Below are 15,548 nucleotides of genomic sequence, written 5' to 3'. Positions count from 1 at the left end.
CGCTAACACGCCGTCTCCCACGCGGGGCGGGTGGCGATTGCGCGCGAAATCGCCAGGTCTGCCACCCGCACCGCGAAGCAGGACGAGTTCGAAGACAGGCTCTCAGGTTCCGCCACCCGCACCGCCACGCAAACCAACCCCGCACCCTCTCTAAGGCTTGAGGCGTTCGGCGCGGAGTTGGGATCGGCGGATCTTGCCCGCTTCGTCGCGCAGCGGCGCGGCGACGAACTCGAAGGTGCGCGGTAATCGGTAGGGCGCCACCCGCGAGCGCAGGTGCTCCAACAACACCTCTTCGGTCACCGGGCGGCGGGGGAAGACGATCGCGTGCGGCGCGTTGCCCAGGTCGTCGTCGGGCAGCCCGATCACGCAGCTGTCCACCACGGCCTCGTGCAGGCCCAACGCCGCCTCGATCTCCGCCGGATACACATTCGATCCCCCGACCAGGATCATGTCCGTCTCCCGGTCGCCGAGGTAGAGGTAGCCGTCCTCGTCGAACCAGCCCATGTCGCCGAGGGATTCCCAACCGGCCGCGTCGGACTTGGGCTGCGCGCCCAGCAACCGGTAGGTCGGCGCGGTCTCCGCACCCCAGCGCAGCCACACCTTGCCTTCCCGCCCCGGCGGCAGCACCCGGCCTTCGGCATCGCGGATCTGCATCTCGCCGCGCAGCACCCGCCCCACCGATCCCGGATGCTGCAACCACTCCTCGCTGGTGATCAGCGTGGCCGCCTGCGACTCGGTGCCCGAGTACATCTCGCGGAGGATCGGGCCGACCCAGTCGATCCAATGCTTCTTGAGCCACACCGGCACCGGTGCCGCCGTGTGGAAGACCGTGCGCAGGCTGGACAGATCCGCGGTGGCGAGCACGTCGGCGGGCAGCTTGGCGATCCGGCTCAGGATCGTCGACACGGTGTAGAACCAGGTCACCCGGTGTTCGGCGATCAGCCGCAGAGCCTTGGCGGCGTCGAAGCGGCGCATCAGGACCACGTGGTTGCCGCGCAGCAATCCCAATGCGACGGCCATGTGCGGACCGTTGTGCGAGACCGGCGACGGCACCAGCACAACGCCGTCGCGTTCGATGCCGAAACCGTTGGCCTGGTGGTCGACCGACTCCACCAGCGTCGGCCGCCCGGCGACGATCACCTTGGGGCGGCCGGTGCTGCCGCCGGAGGCCGGTGCCTTCCACGCGGGCGAGATCTCGACCGGCAGGGGGCTGTCGTCCTGCTCGCTGCGGAACTGCGCGGGCAGCACCGGCCGCGCACCGGAGACCGCCGGTTCGACGTCGCCGATCACCAGCGCCGGATCGGCCAGCGCGATGATCTCGGACAGTTCACCGCTCGGGAGCTTGTGGCTCAACGGCTGCGGGATGGCCCCCGCCTTCCAGGTCGCGACCTGCGCGAGCACGAACGGCACACCGTTGGGCAGCACGATGCTGACGAAGTCGCCCCGCCGCACCCCGCGGTCGCGCAGCTCGCGGGCCAGCCGGTTCGAGGCGGACTCCAGTTCGGCTCGGGTGAGCGTGGTGTCCTCGCAGGTCAGCGCTGGGCGGTCGGGGTCGGCGGCGGCCAGTTCGGCCAACCGGACGGGAAACGGGGTGCCGGATGGCGCAGCGGGCTGATCGTCTGCGAGCACTCTGCAGCTCCTTCGGACGGGGCATTTCGTCCACAGCGGACAGGAGGTGGACCGAACGTCAACGAATCAATCACCGACCGGTTGGTACGACAAAGACATCGCACCTAACGATCCAATAGGCGCTGCCTATTCCAGCTTGTCCGGTCGGCCGATTGCGGAGCAGCGACGACTTTAGTGCACTTGGGAGACACCAAGCGGGTGCAACGGCGCACCGGGACGCGCCCGCCGACTCCCAGGAGGCAGGCGTGAGCAAACTGCGTTTCGGTGTTTTCCTCGCTCCCTTCCACACCGCGGGGCAGAACCCGACCCTGGCGCTGCACCGGGATCTCGACCTCGTCCAACACCTCGACGCGCTCGGCTACGACGAGGCGTGGATCGGCGAACACCACTCCGCGGGCAGCGAGCTCATCGCCTCGCCGGAGGTCTTCATCGCCACCGCTGCCGAACGCACCCGGCACATCCGGCTCGGCACCGGCGTCATCTCGCTGGCCTACCACAACCCCTTGTGGGTGGCCGACCGGATGGTGCTGCTGGACCACCTCACGCGCGGCCGCGTGATGCTCGGTGTCGGCCCCGGCTCGCTGCCCACGGATTCCGCCATGATCGGGCTCAACCCGACCGACACCCGCGAACTGCTGGAAGACAACCTCGACATCGTGTTGCGCCTGCTGCGCGGCGAGTCGGTCACGGCGCAGACCCGCACGCACAACCTCGTCGACGCGAGGCTGCAACTGCGCCCGTACTCGGACCCGTTGTTCGAGGTGGCCGTCGCGGCGGTGGCGTCTCCGACCGGGCCGAGGCTGGCCGGGCGGCACGGCATCGGCCTGCTGTCGATCGGTGCGACGCTGACCGCCGAAGGCTTCGACGCCCTGGGCTACCACTGGGGCATCGTGACCGAGCGCGCCGAGGCATTCGGGACCGAGGTGGACCGCGGCGCGTGGCGGCTGGTCGGCCCGATGCACGTCGCCGAGACGCGTGAGCAGGCGTATCGGGACGTCGAGTACGGGATCGCGGATTGGTTCCAGTACTTCCAGAAGGTCGCGGCGTTCCCGCAGATGCGGGTGGAAGGCGGCGACCTCAAGGAGATGATCGCCTTCATCCGCGACGCCGGAGTCGGTGTGATCGGCACGCCCGAAGACGCGGCGGATCAGGTGCAGCGGCTGGTCGACCAATCCGGCGGGTTCGGCGCGATGCTGCTGATGGCGCACGACTGGGCCAACCCGGCGGCGACCAAGCGCTCCTACGAGCTGATCGCCCAGCACGTGCTGCCCGCCTTCCAAGGCCAACAACAGTCCACACTGGACGCCAAGGAGCGCGCCAGCACCACCCGCGAAGGCCACGCCCAGGCCCAGCACGACGCGGTCGCCCACATGACCCGCAAGTACGAGTCCGAGCTCCGATCGGATCATGGGTGAGGGGCCAGCCACGGAGGGTTTTGGGGCGGGGGGTTGGGTAGGCGCGTTTGGAGGTGGTGAGGTTCTGGCGGACCAGGGCCTCGGCCAGGGCGACCGCGGCGGCTACGCCGTCGACGACCGGGACGTCCACCGCGGCTTCGACGTGCTCGGCCAGGCCCGCCATTCCGGCGCAGCCCAGCAGGATCACGTCGGCGCCGTCGGATTGCACCGCCAACCTGGCCTGCTCGACGATGCGTTCCGCGCTGCGCTGCGGGTCGGCTTCCAGCTCCAGCACCGGCACTTCGGCGGCGCGCAGCGCCGCGCACCGGTCCGCCAGCCCGATCAGCTGCAGCCGGTCGTGGATCTGGCCGAGCGTGCGGCGCAGCGAGGTCACCACCGCGTAGCGGCGACCGAGCAGGCAGGCCGTGTGCGCGGCCGCCTCGGTGATGTCCACCACCGGCACGTCGAGCAGTTCGGCGAGGCCTTCCTTGCCGTGCTCGCCGAACCCGGCGAGCACCAACGCGTCGAACGGCTCCCGAATCCGGGCGACCCGGTCCATCACCGCAACCGCCGCCAGGTAACTCTCGAAGTTGCCCTCCACGGAGTCCGCCCCGAAATCCGGCGTCACCGCAACGATTTCGGTAGCCGCCCCAGCAACTTTCACAGCCTGCTGCCGAATGACCTCGGTAACCCCCTCGGTGGTGTTGACGTTCGCAACAACAATCCGCATATCTCCCCCTACCGCGTGGAATTTCCGGAGGTGAAGGGCACCTTCGACCGGCTTAGTCGGTCAAAGGTGCCCTTCACCTGTCATTCAGTGGATACCGGAGGCGATGGTGGTTTGGCTGAGGTGTGCACCGGAGACGTCGGTGAACTGGCGCTTGCGGTCGGCGGCGACGAAGTAGATCGCCCCGGCGATGAACGCTCCGATGAACCAGGAGAACGCCGAGACCGCCGAGAACACCGGCACCAGTGCGAGCACCGTGCTGATCGCGGCGGCGGGCAGGAAGGCGACCAGGGCGCGCGGGTTGACGCCGCGGCGGTAGGCGTACTCGCCCGCCGGGTCGGCGGTGTAGAGGTCCGGCACGTTGATCCGGGCCCGGCGGATCAGCCAGTAGTCGACGATGATCACGCCGAACAGCGGGCCGAGCAGCGCACCCAGGCCGCCGAGGAAGTAGTTCACCGCGGCCGGGCTGTTGTAGAGGTTCCACGGCAGCACCGCGACCGCCGCCACCGCGCTGATGATCCCGCCGCGCCGGAAGCTGATGTACTTCGGCGCGAGGTTGGCGAGGTCGTAGGCGGGGGAGACGAAGTTGGCCACGATGTTCACGCCGATGGTGGCGAATGCGAACAGCAGCGCGCCGATGACCAGCACGAACGTGTTGGGCACCTTGGCGATGATCTCCGCCGGGTCGGTGATCACGTCACCGAAGAGCGCCAGCGAACCGGCGGTGACGATGATCGAGACCATCGCGAACGCGGTGAAGTTGATCGGCAGGCCCCAGAAGTTGCCGCGCACGATCGACTTCCGGTCGGGGGAGAACCGGGAGAAGTCGCAGAAGTTGAGCATCAGCGTGCCGTAGGTGGAGATGGTCAGACCGGCGGCGCCGAGCATCTCCCACCACATCGCCGGGCCGGACAGCGCGTTGGGCGGTGTCCAGGAGATCCGGTCACCGGCCAGCACCAGCAACCAGATCGCCAGGCCGAGCATGACCAGCCAGACGATCGGTCCGGCCCAGTCCTGGAACTTGCGCACCACCTCCATGCCGAAGCTGAGGATGACCAGCTGCACGGCCCACAGCGCCAGGAAGCAGATCCAGCCCAATGTGGACAGTCCGAGGATGGAGTCCTGGGTCAGCGGCAGCAGCGCGGGGTCGACGCGCAGGGCCAGCACCACGACGGCCAGCGACGCCAGGTAGGTCTGGATGCCGTACCAGGCAATGGCGATGACGGCTCGGATGAGCGCCGGGATCTGTGCGCCGTGCACGCCGAAGCTGATGCGCGACATCACCGGGAAGGGCACCCCGGTGCGCTGCCCCATGTAGCCCATCAGGTTCATGCCCCAGAAGACCACCAGAATCCCCAGCAGCAGTGCGAAGAACGACGGCAACGCACCTAGGCCGATGGCGAACAAGCCCGCCGCGAAGGTGTAGTTGCCGATGTTGTGCACGTCGTTCATCCACAGCGCGAAGATGCTGTAGGTCTTCCAGCGCCGGTGCTGCGGTGGGGCCAGGTCGGCGTTGTAGAGCCGGTCGCTGACCGGTCTGTGCGCGGTGCTCACCTGCGGATCTACGTCGACGGATTCGGCGGCCATGTTATCACCCGAATTCCACTATGTGGAAGTATAAGAGTATGTATACATAAAGTAGGTCCGGATGAACGGCCGGTCAAGGTCATGTCGAAGTCGGTCCCGTACCGGCTGCGTTAACCAGTGGCCAGGAATGTGACGCGCGGATTTCCGCGAGTCAGAACAGCATCCGCTCCAGCACCATCCGGCGACTGGAGAGTACGTGCCGCTGCGCGACTTCGGCGGCCCGGTCGGCATCCCCTTCGGCGATCGCGGCCTGCAGTTCCTCGTGCTCGCCGCAGACCCGCTCGGGTTCGAGGTTCATCCGGAACAGCCAGGCCAGCCGACCGTGCAGCGGTTCGAGCATCGACGCCAGCAGCTCGTTGCCCGCGAGTTCGACGAGCTTGTTGTGGAAGGCCTCGTTGGCGTTGGACATCGCGTCGACATCACCGCCCTCGTGCGCGGCGCGCGCCTGGCTGGCCAGGTCGGCCAGCTGCGCCACCGCCGCGGACTCGGCCCGCTGCGCGGCCAGTCGAGCCGCGTAGACCTCCAGCGCTTCGCGCACCTCGAAGAGCTCCTTGGCCTGCTCGCGGTCGAGCCCGCGGACGAACACGCCCCGGCGGCGCGGCAGCACGTCGACGAATCCCTCGCTCTGCAGCATCCGGATCGCCTCGCGCACCGGAACCCGGGAGATGCCGAGTTCGGCGGCCAGATCCTGTTCGAAGATCCGATCACCGGGACGCAGTCGGCCATCGGAGATGCGGGCCTGCAACTCCTGGCGAACCTGGTCGCGCAGGGGAATGCGGGCATCCGCGGCGTGCTCTCCGGTGACCGACACGTCGTCTCCTCGTGGTTGGCTGCCCCAAGCCTAGGGTCTGTCTTGTAAGCGGCGTAGCCGCTTACGGTGTGGGACTCAGCTTGCACCGCCGCGGGTTCTCAGGCGTCTCCTCGGGAGGACAGCCTCGACGTGGTGAATTGGCATTCATGATGTCGGGGATCCCGGACCGAGGGGGCGTCTGAGGTTCCGCTACCCGCACCGCTACGCAAACCACTCCTGAAACAGTCTCTAGGCGAGGTCGGTTAGATGCCGCGTTTCATCGCGCGCGTCCCCAACCACAGGCCGATCGCTGCGAGAGCGGCCGCCGCGATGGTCCCGGCCAGCACCGACGGGTCGGCGAGCTGGCCGGAGAACAACGCCCGCTCGGCGTCGGCGATGTGCGAGACCGGGTTGAACCGGGCGGCGACCTGCAACCACGCCGGACCGAAGTCCATCGGCAGCAGCACCCCGGACAACAGCAGCAGCGGGAACAGCACGAGCTGGGTGACCGCGTAGAACAGCTCGCCGCCGGGATGCGCGATCATCGCCAGCACGAAGGACAGGGCGCCGAGCCCGACCCCGAAGACCAGCAGCAGCACGAGCCCGACCAGCACCCCGGTGGGATGCAGCCGGAAGCCCAGCGGCAGGGCCAGGCAGATCAGCAGCACCGCCTGCACCAGCAGCAGTGCGAACTCCTTGAGGGTGCGGCCGACGAGCATCGCCGAGCGGTTCAGCGGCGTGACCAGCATGCGTTCCATCGAGCCGCCGCCGAGCTCGACCAGCAGGTTGTAACCGGCCATCAGCGGGCCGAACAGGCACATCATCACCAGGATGCCCGGCACGAACCACTGCCACGGCGAGGCGTCGAACCCGGTGGTGCCGGTCAGCAGCGGGCCGAAGAAGAACAGGAACAGCACCGGCTGCGCCATGCTGAACAGGATCGCCACCGGCTCGCGCAGCGTTGGGGTGATCTCGCGGGTGAAAACCGTTGCGGTGTCGCGGAAGAAGTGCATCGACAGGTCCTTTTCCTCGGTGGTTTTCAGGATTCTTCGCCTTCGCGGAGGCTTCGGCCGGTGAGCGCCAGGAAGACGTCGTCCAACGTGGGCCGGGCGGTTTCGGCCGCGGTCGCCTTGATTCCGGCCTCTTCGAACACGCGCAGGTACTCCGGCAGCGCGGTGTCCGCGCGCGGTACTCGGATCCGGACGGATCGGCCCTCGACGGTGACGGCGTCGGCGGTGGCGATCCGCGCGGCCGTGGCTGTCGCCGATGCCACGTCCGGCTCCGCGACGGTGATGGTGATCCGGTCCCCGGCGAGGTCCGCTTTCAGCTGGGCGGCCGTGCCGTCGGCGATGATCCGGCCGTGGTCGATGACCACCACCCGCTCGGCCATGCTGTCGGCTTCGTCGAGGTAGTGCGTGGTGAACAGCAGCGTGGTGCGGTGCTGTTCGCGCAGCCGGAGGATGTGTTCCCAGATGTTGGCCCGGCTGTGCGGGTCGAGCCCGGTGGACGGCTCGTCCAGGAACAGCAGCGCGGGGCTGTTCACCAGTCCGATCGCGATGTCGAGTCGGCGGCGCTGTCCGCCGGAGAGCGTGTTGGGTTTGCGGGCGGCCAGCGGGGTCAGGTCGAGCATGTCGAGGACCTCGTCCGCGCGGCGCCGCGACTGGTGGCGGGTCATTCCGTAGCTGCGGCCCTGGGTGATCAGTTCGTCGCGGACTCGGAAGTTGTCGCCAGCGCTGTTGCGTTGGCCGACGTAGCCGATGCGGGCCCGCACCCCGGCGGGGTTGGTGCTGATGTCGTGTCCGGCGACGGTGGCCGTTCCGGAGGTGGGTGGTAGCAGGGTGGTCAACATCCGCAGGGTGGTCGACTTGCCCGCGCCGTTCGGCCCGAGGAAGGCCACCAGTTGGCCCGGTTCGACATCGAGGTCCAGGCCGCGCACGGCTTCGACCGGCTGGCGTTTGACCGTGAACCGGCGGGTCAGACCGCGGGCGTGGATCATCATCGGCTCCTTGTGCTCGGTTGCCGCGAAAAGCGGGCATGACAAAGAAACCCCAGTTCAAGGGGGTTGGTCGAGATGACTGATCCTGGCGCCGGAAAGGTCCGGTAGTCAAACGTGAACAACACATTCATGTTTCTGTTGACCTGCGGAAATGTCCTTTCCGGCGAATCCGGCGCGTTGTTGCCGTGTGGCCGAAAGCGCAGTTCAGACTCGGTTCGAGGAATTCTTCGGGCCAATTTGGCTGTGAACCCGAGGTTTACAGTGCTACTGTGAACCTCGGGTTCACAGGGAGGTTCGGGATATGTCGGCGGATGAGGCCGCGCGGTTGGTGCGGCAGTTGGCGGGCGCGGTGCCGGTGGAAGTGCTCGACCCGGGCGCGAAGGGCAGCGATGTCGGAGACGAGCGGGAACGCCGACTGACCGCGCTCGGCAGGTTTCGCGCCGCGCTGGACGCGGAGGAAATGGTGTCCGACGCGGCGGGTCGGCAGAGCGCGGCGGTTGCCGAGGAAACGGTGTGGCTCGGTGCGAGCCTGGCGGATCTGAGCTCGGTCACCGGGCGGTCTCGGCAGGCGGCGCGCAAGCGCTGGCCGGAGCTCGGCAGCGTCTACCGCCGCCGCAAGTGGCTCGGCGACCACGTCGAGGACATCGGCTACCTGGCCGAATTGCTGGCGTCCCGGGCCGACGATCTGGTGCCCGGTCGCGGACACGGCACGTTCATGAAGTTGATCGGGCAGCTGCGCGCGGGTCTGCGGCGCTGTGAGGCGGACTTCGCCCCGGACGCGCAGGACCGAGCGGATCCGGCGGGCCGCTGGCGGGCGCTCGACGACCTGGTCAACGTGACGATGCGGCAGATCATCGAGATGGCCGGAAAACCCGCGAACCCGGAAGCCGATTTCGCCCTGCACGGCGCCCGAGGCGTCCTCGCCTACTACGACCACGCCACCGCGGAGGAGCGGTAGCGGCGATTTCGCCACGGGTCAGAGGTCGGCGAGCGCGATCAAGGGATTCTCCACGCGGTCCGCGACGTAGCGCAGGAAGCCCCCTGCGGTCGCGCCGTCGCAGACCCGGTGGTCGAAGGTCAGCGACAGCTGGGTGACCTTGCGCAGGGCCAGCTGGCCGTCCACCACCCAGGGTTTGTCGATGATCCGGCCGACGCCGAGGATCGCCGCCTCCGGGTGGTTGATGATCGGCGTCGAGCCGTCCACGCCGAACACCCCGTAGTTGTTGACCGTGAACGTCCCGCCGGTGAGGTGCGCCGGTTCGAGCTCGCCCGCGCGGGCCAGCGCGGTGCGGTGCGCGATCGCCTCGGCCAGCTGCACCACGCTCATCCGGTGGGCGTCGCGGACCACCGGAACCATCAGACCGCGCGGGGTCTGCGCGGCGAGGCCCAGGTTTACGCCGCCGAACTGGACGATCTCGTTGCGTTCGGTGTCCACCGAGGCGTTGAGCTGCGGGAAGCTTCGCAGGCCCGCGACGCAGAAGCGCGCGATCAACGACAGCAGGCTGATGTCGCCGCGCTGCTTGAGCACCGCGCGGGCCTCCAGCAGCCGGGTCGCGTCGACATCCACCCAGGTGCTGGCGTCGGGAATCTCCCGACGGCTGCGGGTCAGCTTGTCGGCGACAGCGCCGCGAAGACCGCGCAGCGGCGTGCGGATCTCATCGCCCAACTCGGGCCGCGACGGGCGGAGCCACCCGTCCCGCGCCGCGTCCACGTCACGGCGCAGGATCACCCCACCCGGCCCACTTCCGTCCACACTGGACAGATCGACGCCGTGCTGCCGAGCCAGCCGTCGCACGATCGGCGAGAGCACCCGCGGTGCGGGGACTCCGCTGGTGCGCTGCACCGGCCGGGCTCGTCGGCGCCGGGTCGTGCTGCCGGTGCCGTAGCCGACGAGCACCTGCCCCGAACCGGCGCGTTCGACGATGCGGTGCTCGTCGTGCGCCGAGTCGGCGCGGGCGATCGTGGTCAGCGGTGCGCCCACCGCCACCACGTCACCGGCCGCACCGTGCAGCACCCGGACCACACCGGAGTGCGGGCAGGGCACCTCCACCACCGCCTTCGCGGTCTCCACCTCGACGACCACCTGGTCCGCCTCGACGCGGTCGCCGACCTCGACGTGCCAGCGGATGATCTCCGCCTCGGTCAGGCCTTCGCCGAGATCGGGCAGCCTGAATTCGGCCAGCTCGGTCATACCGCGCCCGCCCGCTGCTCGCCGGGCACTCCGACCACCTCGGTGAGCCAGGTCGGGTCCGGTTCGTCGTCCCACTGCAGCCGGGCCAGCGCATCGAGCACCCGGTCAACGCCCGGCAGGTGCACGTGTTCCAGCTTCGGCGGTGGGTAGGGCACGTCGAACCCGGTGACGCGCAGCACCGGCGCGGCCAACGAGTGGAAGCAGCGCTCCTGCACCCGAGCGGCGATTTCCGCCGCCACACCGGCGAATCCCGGTGCTTCCTGGAGCACCACGCAGCGTCCGGTGCCCCGCACCGCCTCGGTGACCGTCTCGTCGTCGAAGGGCACCAGGCTGCGCACGTCGACGACCTGCACGTCCCAGCCCTCATCCGCGGCGGCGGTGGCGGTCTCCATCGCCAGCGGCACACCGGGTCCGTAGGCGATCAGCGTGGCGTCGCGGCCCGGTCGGCGCACCACGGCCCGGCCCATCGGCGCCGCGACCGCTGGCAGTTCGATGTCCTCTTTGGACCAATAGAGCTTCTTGGTCTCCAAGAACACCACCGGATCCGGATCGCTGATCGCCTCGCGCAGCATCGAATAGGCGTCGGCGGCGGTCGCCGGGGCGACGACCTTCAGCCCCGGGGTGTGCGCGTAGTAGGCCTCGCTGGAGTCGCAGTGGTGCTCTACGCCGCCGATGCCGCCCGCGAACGGAACCCGGATGACGATCGGCAGCGACACCGCGCCCCGAGTCCGGTTGCGCATCTTCGCCACGTGCGAGACGACCTGCTCGAACGCCGGGAAGGCGAACGCGTCGAACTGCATCTCCACCACCGGCCGGAACCCGGTCATGGCCATCCCGATCGCGAACCCGACGATGCCCGCCTCGGCCAGCGGCGTGTCGAAGCAGCGGTCCTCGCCGAACGCGGCCTGCAGGCCGTCGGTGATCCGGAAGACGCCGCCGAGCCGCCCGACGTCCTCGCCGAAGACCACCACCCGCTCGTCTTCGGCGATCGCGTCGCGCAACGCCGCGTTGAGCGCCTGCGCCATGCTGGTCGGTGCTATCACAGCGCCTCCTGTTCGGCCCGCAGCTGCGCGAGCTGCTCGATCAGCTGCGGGGTCGGCTCGGCGTAGACGTGCCGGAAGATCTCCTCGGGATCAACCGACGGCTCGACCTGCATGCGGGTGCGCAGCCGCGCGGCGAAATCCTCGGCCTCAGCGGCGATCCGGTCCGCCTCGGTGTCGTCGAGGTCGCCGCTGGCGCGCAGCTGGCGCTCCAGGAGGCCGATCGGATCCCGCCGCCGCCACTGCTCGATCTCTTCGGCGGGCCGGTACCGACCGGCGTCGTCGGCGTTGGTGTGCGGTTCCATCCGATAGGTGTGCGCCTCGACGAGGAACGGCCCGTTGCCAGCTCGGGCGTGGGCCACCGCGGTGTCCAGCACCGACAGCACCGCGGCGGCGTCGTTGCCGTCAACCTGCTCGCTGCGCACGCCGTAACCGATTCCCTTGTGCGCCAAGGAAGGCGCGACGGACTGCTTGGCGAGCGGGACGCTGATGGCGTAACCGTTGTTCTGCACGAAGAACACGACCGGGGCGCGGAAGACGGCGGCGAAGTTGAGCGCCTCGTGGAAATCGCCCTCGCTGGTCGCGCCGTCGCCGAGCAGCGCCATGGCGACCGCGTCGCTGCCCTTGCGGGATTCGCCGTGGGCCACGCCGACCGCGTGCAGGGTCTGGGTGGCCAGCGGCGTGCACTGCGGCGCGGTGCGCGTGGTCGGCACGTCGTATCCGCAGTGCCAGTCCCCGCGCAGCAGCGTCAGCACCTCGACCGGGTCGATACCGCGGGCCACCAGCGCCACCGAGTCGCGGTAGGTCGGGAACAGCCAGTCCGCGGCGCCGATGCTCAGCGCCGCGCCGACCTGGCAGGCCTCCTGGCCGCGTGACGACGGGTAGACGGCCAGCCTGCCCTGCTTGGTGAGCGTGGTGGCCTGCGCGTCGAACTGGCGGCCGAGCACCATCGCCCGGTACGCGGCCAGCAGCCGCTGCGGTTCCGGCATCGGGTAGTTCGCATCGGGCTGCTCCAGCAGCCGCACCGGGCTGCTCGACGGAAGCCATTGCACGGCCGACACCTCCACAGGACGACTGGCTTGAGATGGTCGGCCACCGCGGTCATCTGCTACAAGTCATCGGCGAGGAATCGGAACGATCGGCATCAGGGGTTGACGATGAGCGACCGAACGTCCACCAAGACGACATCTCGGCACGGTCCGGCCGGACGATCGGCCCCGGCCCTCGACGACATCGACGCGCGGATCGTCGACGAGCTCGGCCGGGACGGGCGGATGTCCATCCGCACCCTGGCGGAACAGGTGAACATCTCCCGGACCAATGCGCACAGCAGGGTGGAGCGACTGCTGGCGAGCGGGGTGATCACCGGTTTCCACGCGCGGGTGGAGCCCGCGAAGGTGGGGCTGGGCACGGCGGCGCTCATCGGCCTGTCCATCGAGCAGGACACCTGGCGGGAGGTGTCCCGACGGCTGGCGGACATCGATCACGTCGAGCACGTGGCGCTGGTCGCGGGCGAGTTCGACATCGTGATCCGGGTTCGCACCGCGGACAACCTGGCGCTGCGCAGCCTGGTCTTCGACCACATCCAGTCGCTACCGGGAGTCCGCACCTGCCACACCTGGCTGATCTTCGACGAATTCGAACCGGAACACCGGTGATCGCGCTACGGCAGATCCAGATCCACGACCACGGGTGCGTGGTCCGAGGTGCCCTTGCCCTTGCGGGCCTCGCGGTCGACGTACGAGTCGGTGACCGCACTGGTGAACCGCTCGTTGCCGTAGACCAGATCGATGCGCATGCCCTGGTTGTTCGGGAAGCGCAGCGCCCGGTAGTCCCAGTAGGTGAACGGCACGTCGTACTTCAGGGCACGCGGGTAGACCTCGGTGAGTCCGCTCTCCGCGAGAGCCGCGAGCGCCTTCCGCTCGTCCTCGGTGACGTGCGTGCTGTCGGCGAACGCCGCGATGTCCCAGACGTCCGCGTCGGTCGGGGCGATGTTGAAATCGCCGAGCACCGCGAGCGGCCGGGCCGCGGCCAACTCCTCGGCGACGGTGGCGCGCAGCGCGTCGAGCCACCGGAGCTTGTAGGCGTAGTGCGGATGGCCGACTTCGCGACCGTTGGGCACGTAGACCGACCAAAACCGGACGCCGCCGCAGGTCGCGCCGATCGCCCGGGGTTCCTGCGTCTCGAACATCGCGCCGTCGGCCTGGTAGCCGGGCTCGTCGACCAGCCCGCGGTGGACCTCGTCGATGCCGACCTTGGACAGCACGGCCACCCCGTTCCAACGCCCGGTGCCGTGCGCGGCGACCTCGTAGCCGAGTTCGCCGACCTCGTCGACCGGGAAGGCGTCGGCGGCGCATTTGAGTTCCTGGATACACAGCACGTCCGGTTCGGCCGTGCCCAGCCAGTCGAGCAGCTTCGGCAACCGAGCACCCACGGAGTTGACGTTCCAGGAACCGATCCGCATGGCCGAACCCTGTCACACACCCCCGTCAACCGATCCGGCGCCCCGGCGGCTCAGCGGGGCAGCCAGACGGGCGCGCGGCAGCAGGACGTGGCGGTAGGCGCCCAAGATGGGGTGTCATGATCGTCTTGGCGATCCGCGCGGTGCGGGACGGTTCCTCCTGGCTGGCAATCGTTCCGGTGTTCGACTACCAGGCCAATTACTCGCCGAGGCACGGGCCGGACCGGTGCTGGCCGGACAGCTGCGGGCCGAGAGGTGCGACCACGGTGGCCACCGGCGCCCGGGTGGCCGTTGCGAGGCTGGTGGTGTTGATCAGTCAGGTCAGCGGTGCACGGGTTGTTCGCCCGCGTACTGGTAGCGCCAGACGCCGTCCGCGCGGCGGTCGTGCCGGTCGTAGCGGGCGAAGGGCGCCGAGCCGTCGCGCGGCGACGGGAAGCTGAACTGGCCGATCGGTAAGTCGGTCTCCGGCACCGGGATGATGAACGATCGGCCGTCCTCCGGGCCGCCGACCAGTTCGGCGTACACGTGCTGCTCCATAGCTGATCTCCTTGCGGTCGAGCGGCACCACCAGTCGCTTTCTTGCCCCATGGGACCAAATTAGACCGCCAGTCGTTCCGAACTTCACCCGATAGTTCCAATGCGCCACCCCGCGATACCGCGTCGCAGCGCGGCCGATCCGCCAGGTGAACGGCTGTCCGATTAACGCGCGCTGGGTCCGGGTAGGCCCACCGCATGCGCAACGCCAAGTCGGTGGCATACCGCCCGCGATCGGAGTCGGTGCCCACCGGTCGGACCAATGAGCCGCGGTGATGCCGGATGGCCGCACAGCTGGAGGTCGGGGGACGGCAGATCGAACTGTCCAACCCGGACAAGGTGTTCTACCCCGAAGACGGCTACCGGAAGCGGGACGTGGTCGACTACTTCCGATCCGTGGCAGCCGTCATGATCCCGCACACCCGCGGCAAACCGTTGACGCTGCGCCGGTTTCCCGACGGCATCGAATCCGGCGGGTTCTTCCAGAAGGAGGCATCCGACCACTTCCCGGACTGGGTGCGGGTGGCGACCGTGCCGCAGCGCGGCTCGCCGGGAGTGGTGCACCACGCCGTCGTCGACGACGCGGCGACCCTGGTGTACCTGGCCAACCTCGCGTGCCTGGAGTTCCACCTCGGTTTGTCCACAGTGGATGACCTGGAGCGGCCGGTGCTGGCGGTGCTGGACCTGGATCCGCCGGACGAGGTCGAACTGGCCGAACTCCGCGCGCTGGTGGTGCGGATGTGCGAGCGGTTCCGGGACGCCGGGTTGGCACCGCACGTGCAGGCCACCGGCGGGCGCGGCTTCCACATCGCCGCGCCATTGCGCGCCGAGCGGGGCTTCGACGAGGTCCGGGCCGCCGTCCGGGAACTCGCCGAGCAGGCGGTGCGCGACGAGCCGGAACGGCTCACCGTCGAACAGCGCAAGGCCAAGCGCGGCAACCGGATCTTCCTGGACACCAACCGCAACGCCTACGGACAGACGATGATCGCGCCGTACTCGCTGCGAGCGCGTCCGGGTGCCCCCGCCGCGACCCCGCTCGACCTCGACGAACTCACCCGCGTGACGCCGCGGTCCTACGGGCTGGCGAACATGGCGCGGCGACTGGCGCAGAAGGACGACCCGTGGGCGGGCCTGGACGGCGGACGGTGACCCTCCGGCGTGCGTGACGCGGCCCCCGCCCGGGTACGCCTGGTTAAAAG

The 15,548-nt window shown here is 69.1% G+C and carries 14 protein-coding genes and 1 pseudogene; 4 read left to right on the top strand and 11 right to left on the bottom strand.

Features of this window, described 5'->3' with window-relative positions; genetic code table 11:
• Positions 1-150: 150 nt before the first annotated feature.
• Positions 151-1,629, bottom strand: a complete 1,479-nt coding sequence (locus tag ACTWQN_RS36645; protein ID WP_443208266.1) for an AMP-binding protein — start codon at positions 1,627-1,629, stop codon at positions 151-153.
• A gap of 245 nt (positions 1,630-1,874) precedes the next feature.
• On the opposite strand from ACTWQN_RS36645, the gene ACTWQN_RS36640 reads away from it, so the two are divergent.
• On the top strand, positions 1,875-3,044 hold the full coding sequence (locus ACTWQN_RS36640) for an LLM class flavin-dependent oxidoreductase (RefSeq protein WP_443208265.1): 1,170 nt from the start codon (positions 1,875-1,877) through the stop codon (positions 3,042-3,044).
• Here ACTWQN_RS36640 and ACTWQN_RS36635 read toward each other — a convergent pair.
• The 5 genes and pseudogenes from ACTWQN_RS36635 to ACTWQN_RS36615 all read right to left on the bottom strand — a co-directional run.
• Positions 3,043-3,753, bottom strand: a pseudogene (locus ACTWQN_RS36635) (aspartate/glutamate racemase family protein); the annotation flags it as partial. The gene ACTWQN_RS36640 and the pseudogene ACTWQN_RS36635 sit on opposite strands and share 2 nt — an antisense overlap.
• Positions 3,754-3,837: 84 nt before the next feature.
• On the bottom strand, positions 3,838-5,337 hold the full coding sequence (locus ACTWQN_RS36630) for an NCS1 family nucleobase:cation symporter-1 (protein ID WP_443208264.1): 1,500 nt from the start codon (positions 5,335-5,337) through the stop codon (positions 3,838-3,840).
• Positions 5,338-5,488: 151 nt separating this feature from the next.
• Positions 5,489-6,148, bottom strand: coding sequence for a GntR family transcriptional regulator (locus ACTWQN_RS36625; RefSeq protein WP_443208263.1), 660 nt, complete (start codon positions 6,146-6,148; stop codon positions 5,489-5,491).
• A 242-nt stretch (positions 6,149-6,390) separates the two neighbouring features.
• Entirely contained in the window at positions 6,391-7,140 is a 750-nt protein-coding gene (locus ACTWQN_RS36620) for an ABC transporter permease (RefSeq protein ID WP_443208262.1), read from the bottom strand.
• Between the two features lie 26 nt (positions 7,141-7,166).
• A complete protein-coding gene (locus ACTWQN_RS36615; protein ID WP_443208269.1) occupies positions 7,167-8,123 on the bottom strand; it encodes an ATP-binding cassette domain-containing protein in 957 nt (318 codons plus the stop codon).
• Between the two features lie 301 nt (positions 8,124-8,424).
• Here ACTWQN_RS36615 and ACTWQN_RS36610 point away from each other — a divergent pair, with 301 nt between their 5' ends.
• The gene (locus ACTWQN_RS36610) at positions 8,425-9,081 is read left to right on the top strand and encodes a hypothetical protein (protein ID WP_443208261.1); all 657 of its coding nucleotides are present in this window, start codon (positions 8,425-8,427) and stop codon (positions 9,079-9,081) included.
• A gap of 18 nt (positions 9,082-9,099) precedes the next feature.
• Here the strand turns inward: ACTWQN_RS36610 and ACTWQN_RS36605 are convergent, their stop codons facing one another.
• From ACTWQN_RS36605 to ACTWQN_RS36595, 3 genes are read right to left on the bottom strand one after another with little or no spacing between them, the layout of a single operon-like run.
• Positions 9,100-10,305, bottom strand: coding sequence for a dihydrolipoamide acetyltransferase family protein (locus tag ACTWQN_RS36605; RefSeq protein ID WP_443208268.1), 1,206 nt, complete (start codon positions 10,303-10,305; stop codon positions 9,100-9,102).
• A 5-nt stretch (positions 10,306-10,310) separates the two neighbouring features.
• Entirely contained in the window at positions 10,311-11,354 is a 1,044-nt protein-coding gene (locus tag ACTWQN_RS36600; protein WP_443208267.1) for an alpha-ketoacid dehydrogenase subunit beta, read from the bottom strand.
• The gene (locus tag ACTWQN_RS36595) at positions 11,354-12,406 is read right to left on the bottom strand and encodes a thiamine pyrophosphate-dependent dehydrogenase E1 component subunit alpha (protein WP_443208260.1); all 1,053 of its coding nucleotides are present in this window, start codon (positions 12,404-12,406) and stop codon (positions 11,354-11,356) included. The genes ACTWQN_RS36600 and ACTWQN_RS36595 overlap by 1 nt, the downstream gene beginning before the upstream one ends.
• Positions 12,407-12,511: 105 nt before the next feature.
• Between ACTWQN_RS36595 and ACTWQN_RS36590 the strand changes: the two genes are divergently transcribed.
• The gene (locus ACTWQN_RS36590) at positions 12,512-13,012 is read left to right on the top strand and encodes an Lrp/AsnC family transcriptional regulator (protein WP_443208259.1); all 501 of its coding nucleotides are present in this window, start codon (positions 12,512-12,514) and stop codon (positions 13,010-13,012) included.
• A 5-nt stretch (positions 13,013-13,017) separates the two neighbouring features.
• Here ACTWQN_RS36590 and ACTWQN_RS36585 read toward each other — a convergent pair whose 3' ends face one another.
• A complete protein-coding gene (locus ACTWQN_RS36585; protein ID WP_443208258.1) occupies positions 13,018-13,818 on the bottom strand; it encodes an exodeoxyribonuclease III in 801 nt (266 codons plus the stop codon).
• Between the two features lie 318 nt (positions 13,819-14,136).
• Positions 14,137-14,352, bottom strand: coding sequence for a DUF8847 domain-containing protein (locus ACTWQN_RS36580; RefSeq protein ID WP_443208257.1), 216 nt, complete (start codon positions 14,350-14,352; stop codon positions 14,137-14,139).
• Between the two features lie 279 nt (positions 14,353-14,631).
• Between ACTWQN_RS36580 and ligD the strand changes: the two genes are divergently transcribed.
• Positions 14,632-15,498 (top strand): non-homologous end-joining DNA ligase, encoded by an 867-nt coding sequence (ligD, locus tag ACTWQN_RS36575; protein ID WP_443208256.1) that lies wholly within the window; start codon positions 14,632-14,634, stop codon positions 15,496-15,498.
• The last annotated feature ends 50 nt before the right edge of the window (positions 15,499-15,548 follow it).

It is taken from the genome of Saccharopolyspora antiqui (assembly GCF_052246905.1).
Lineage (GTDB): Bacteria > Actinomycetota > Actinomycetes > Mycobacteriales > Pseudonocardiaceae > Saccharopolyspora.
This window is presented reverse-complemented; position numbering and strand designations above follow the sequence as displayed.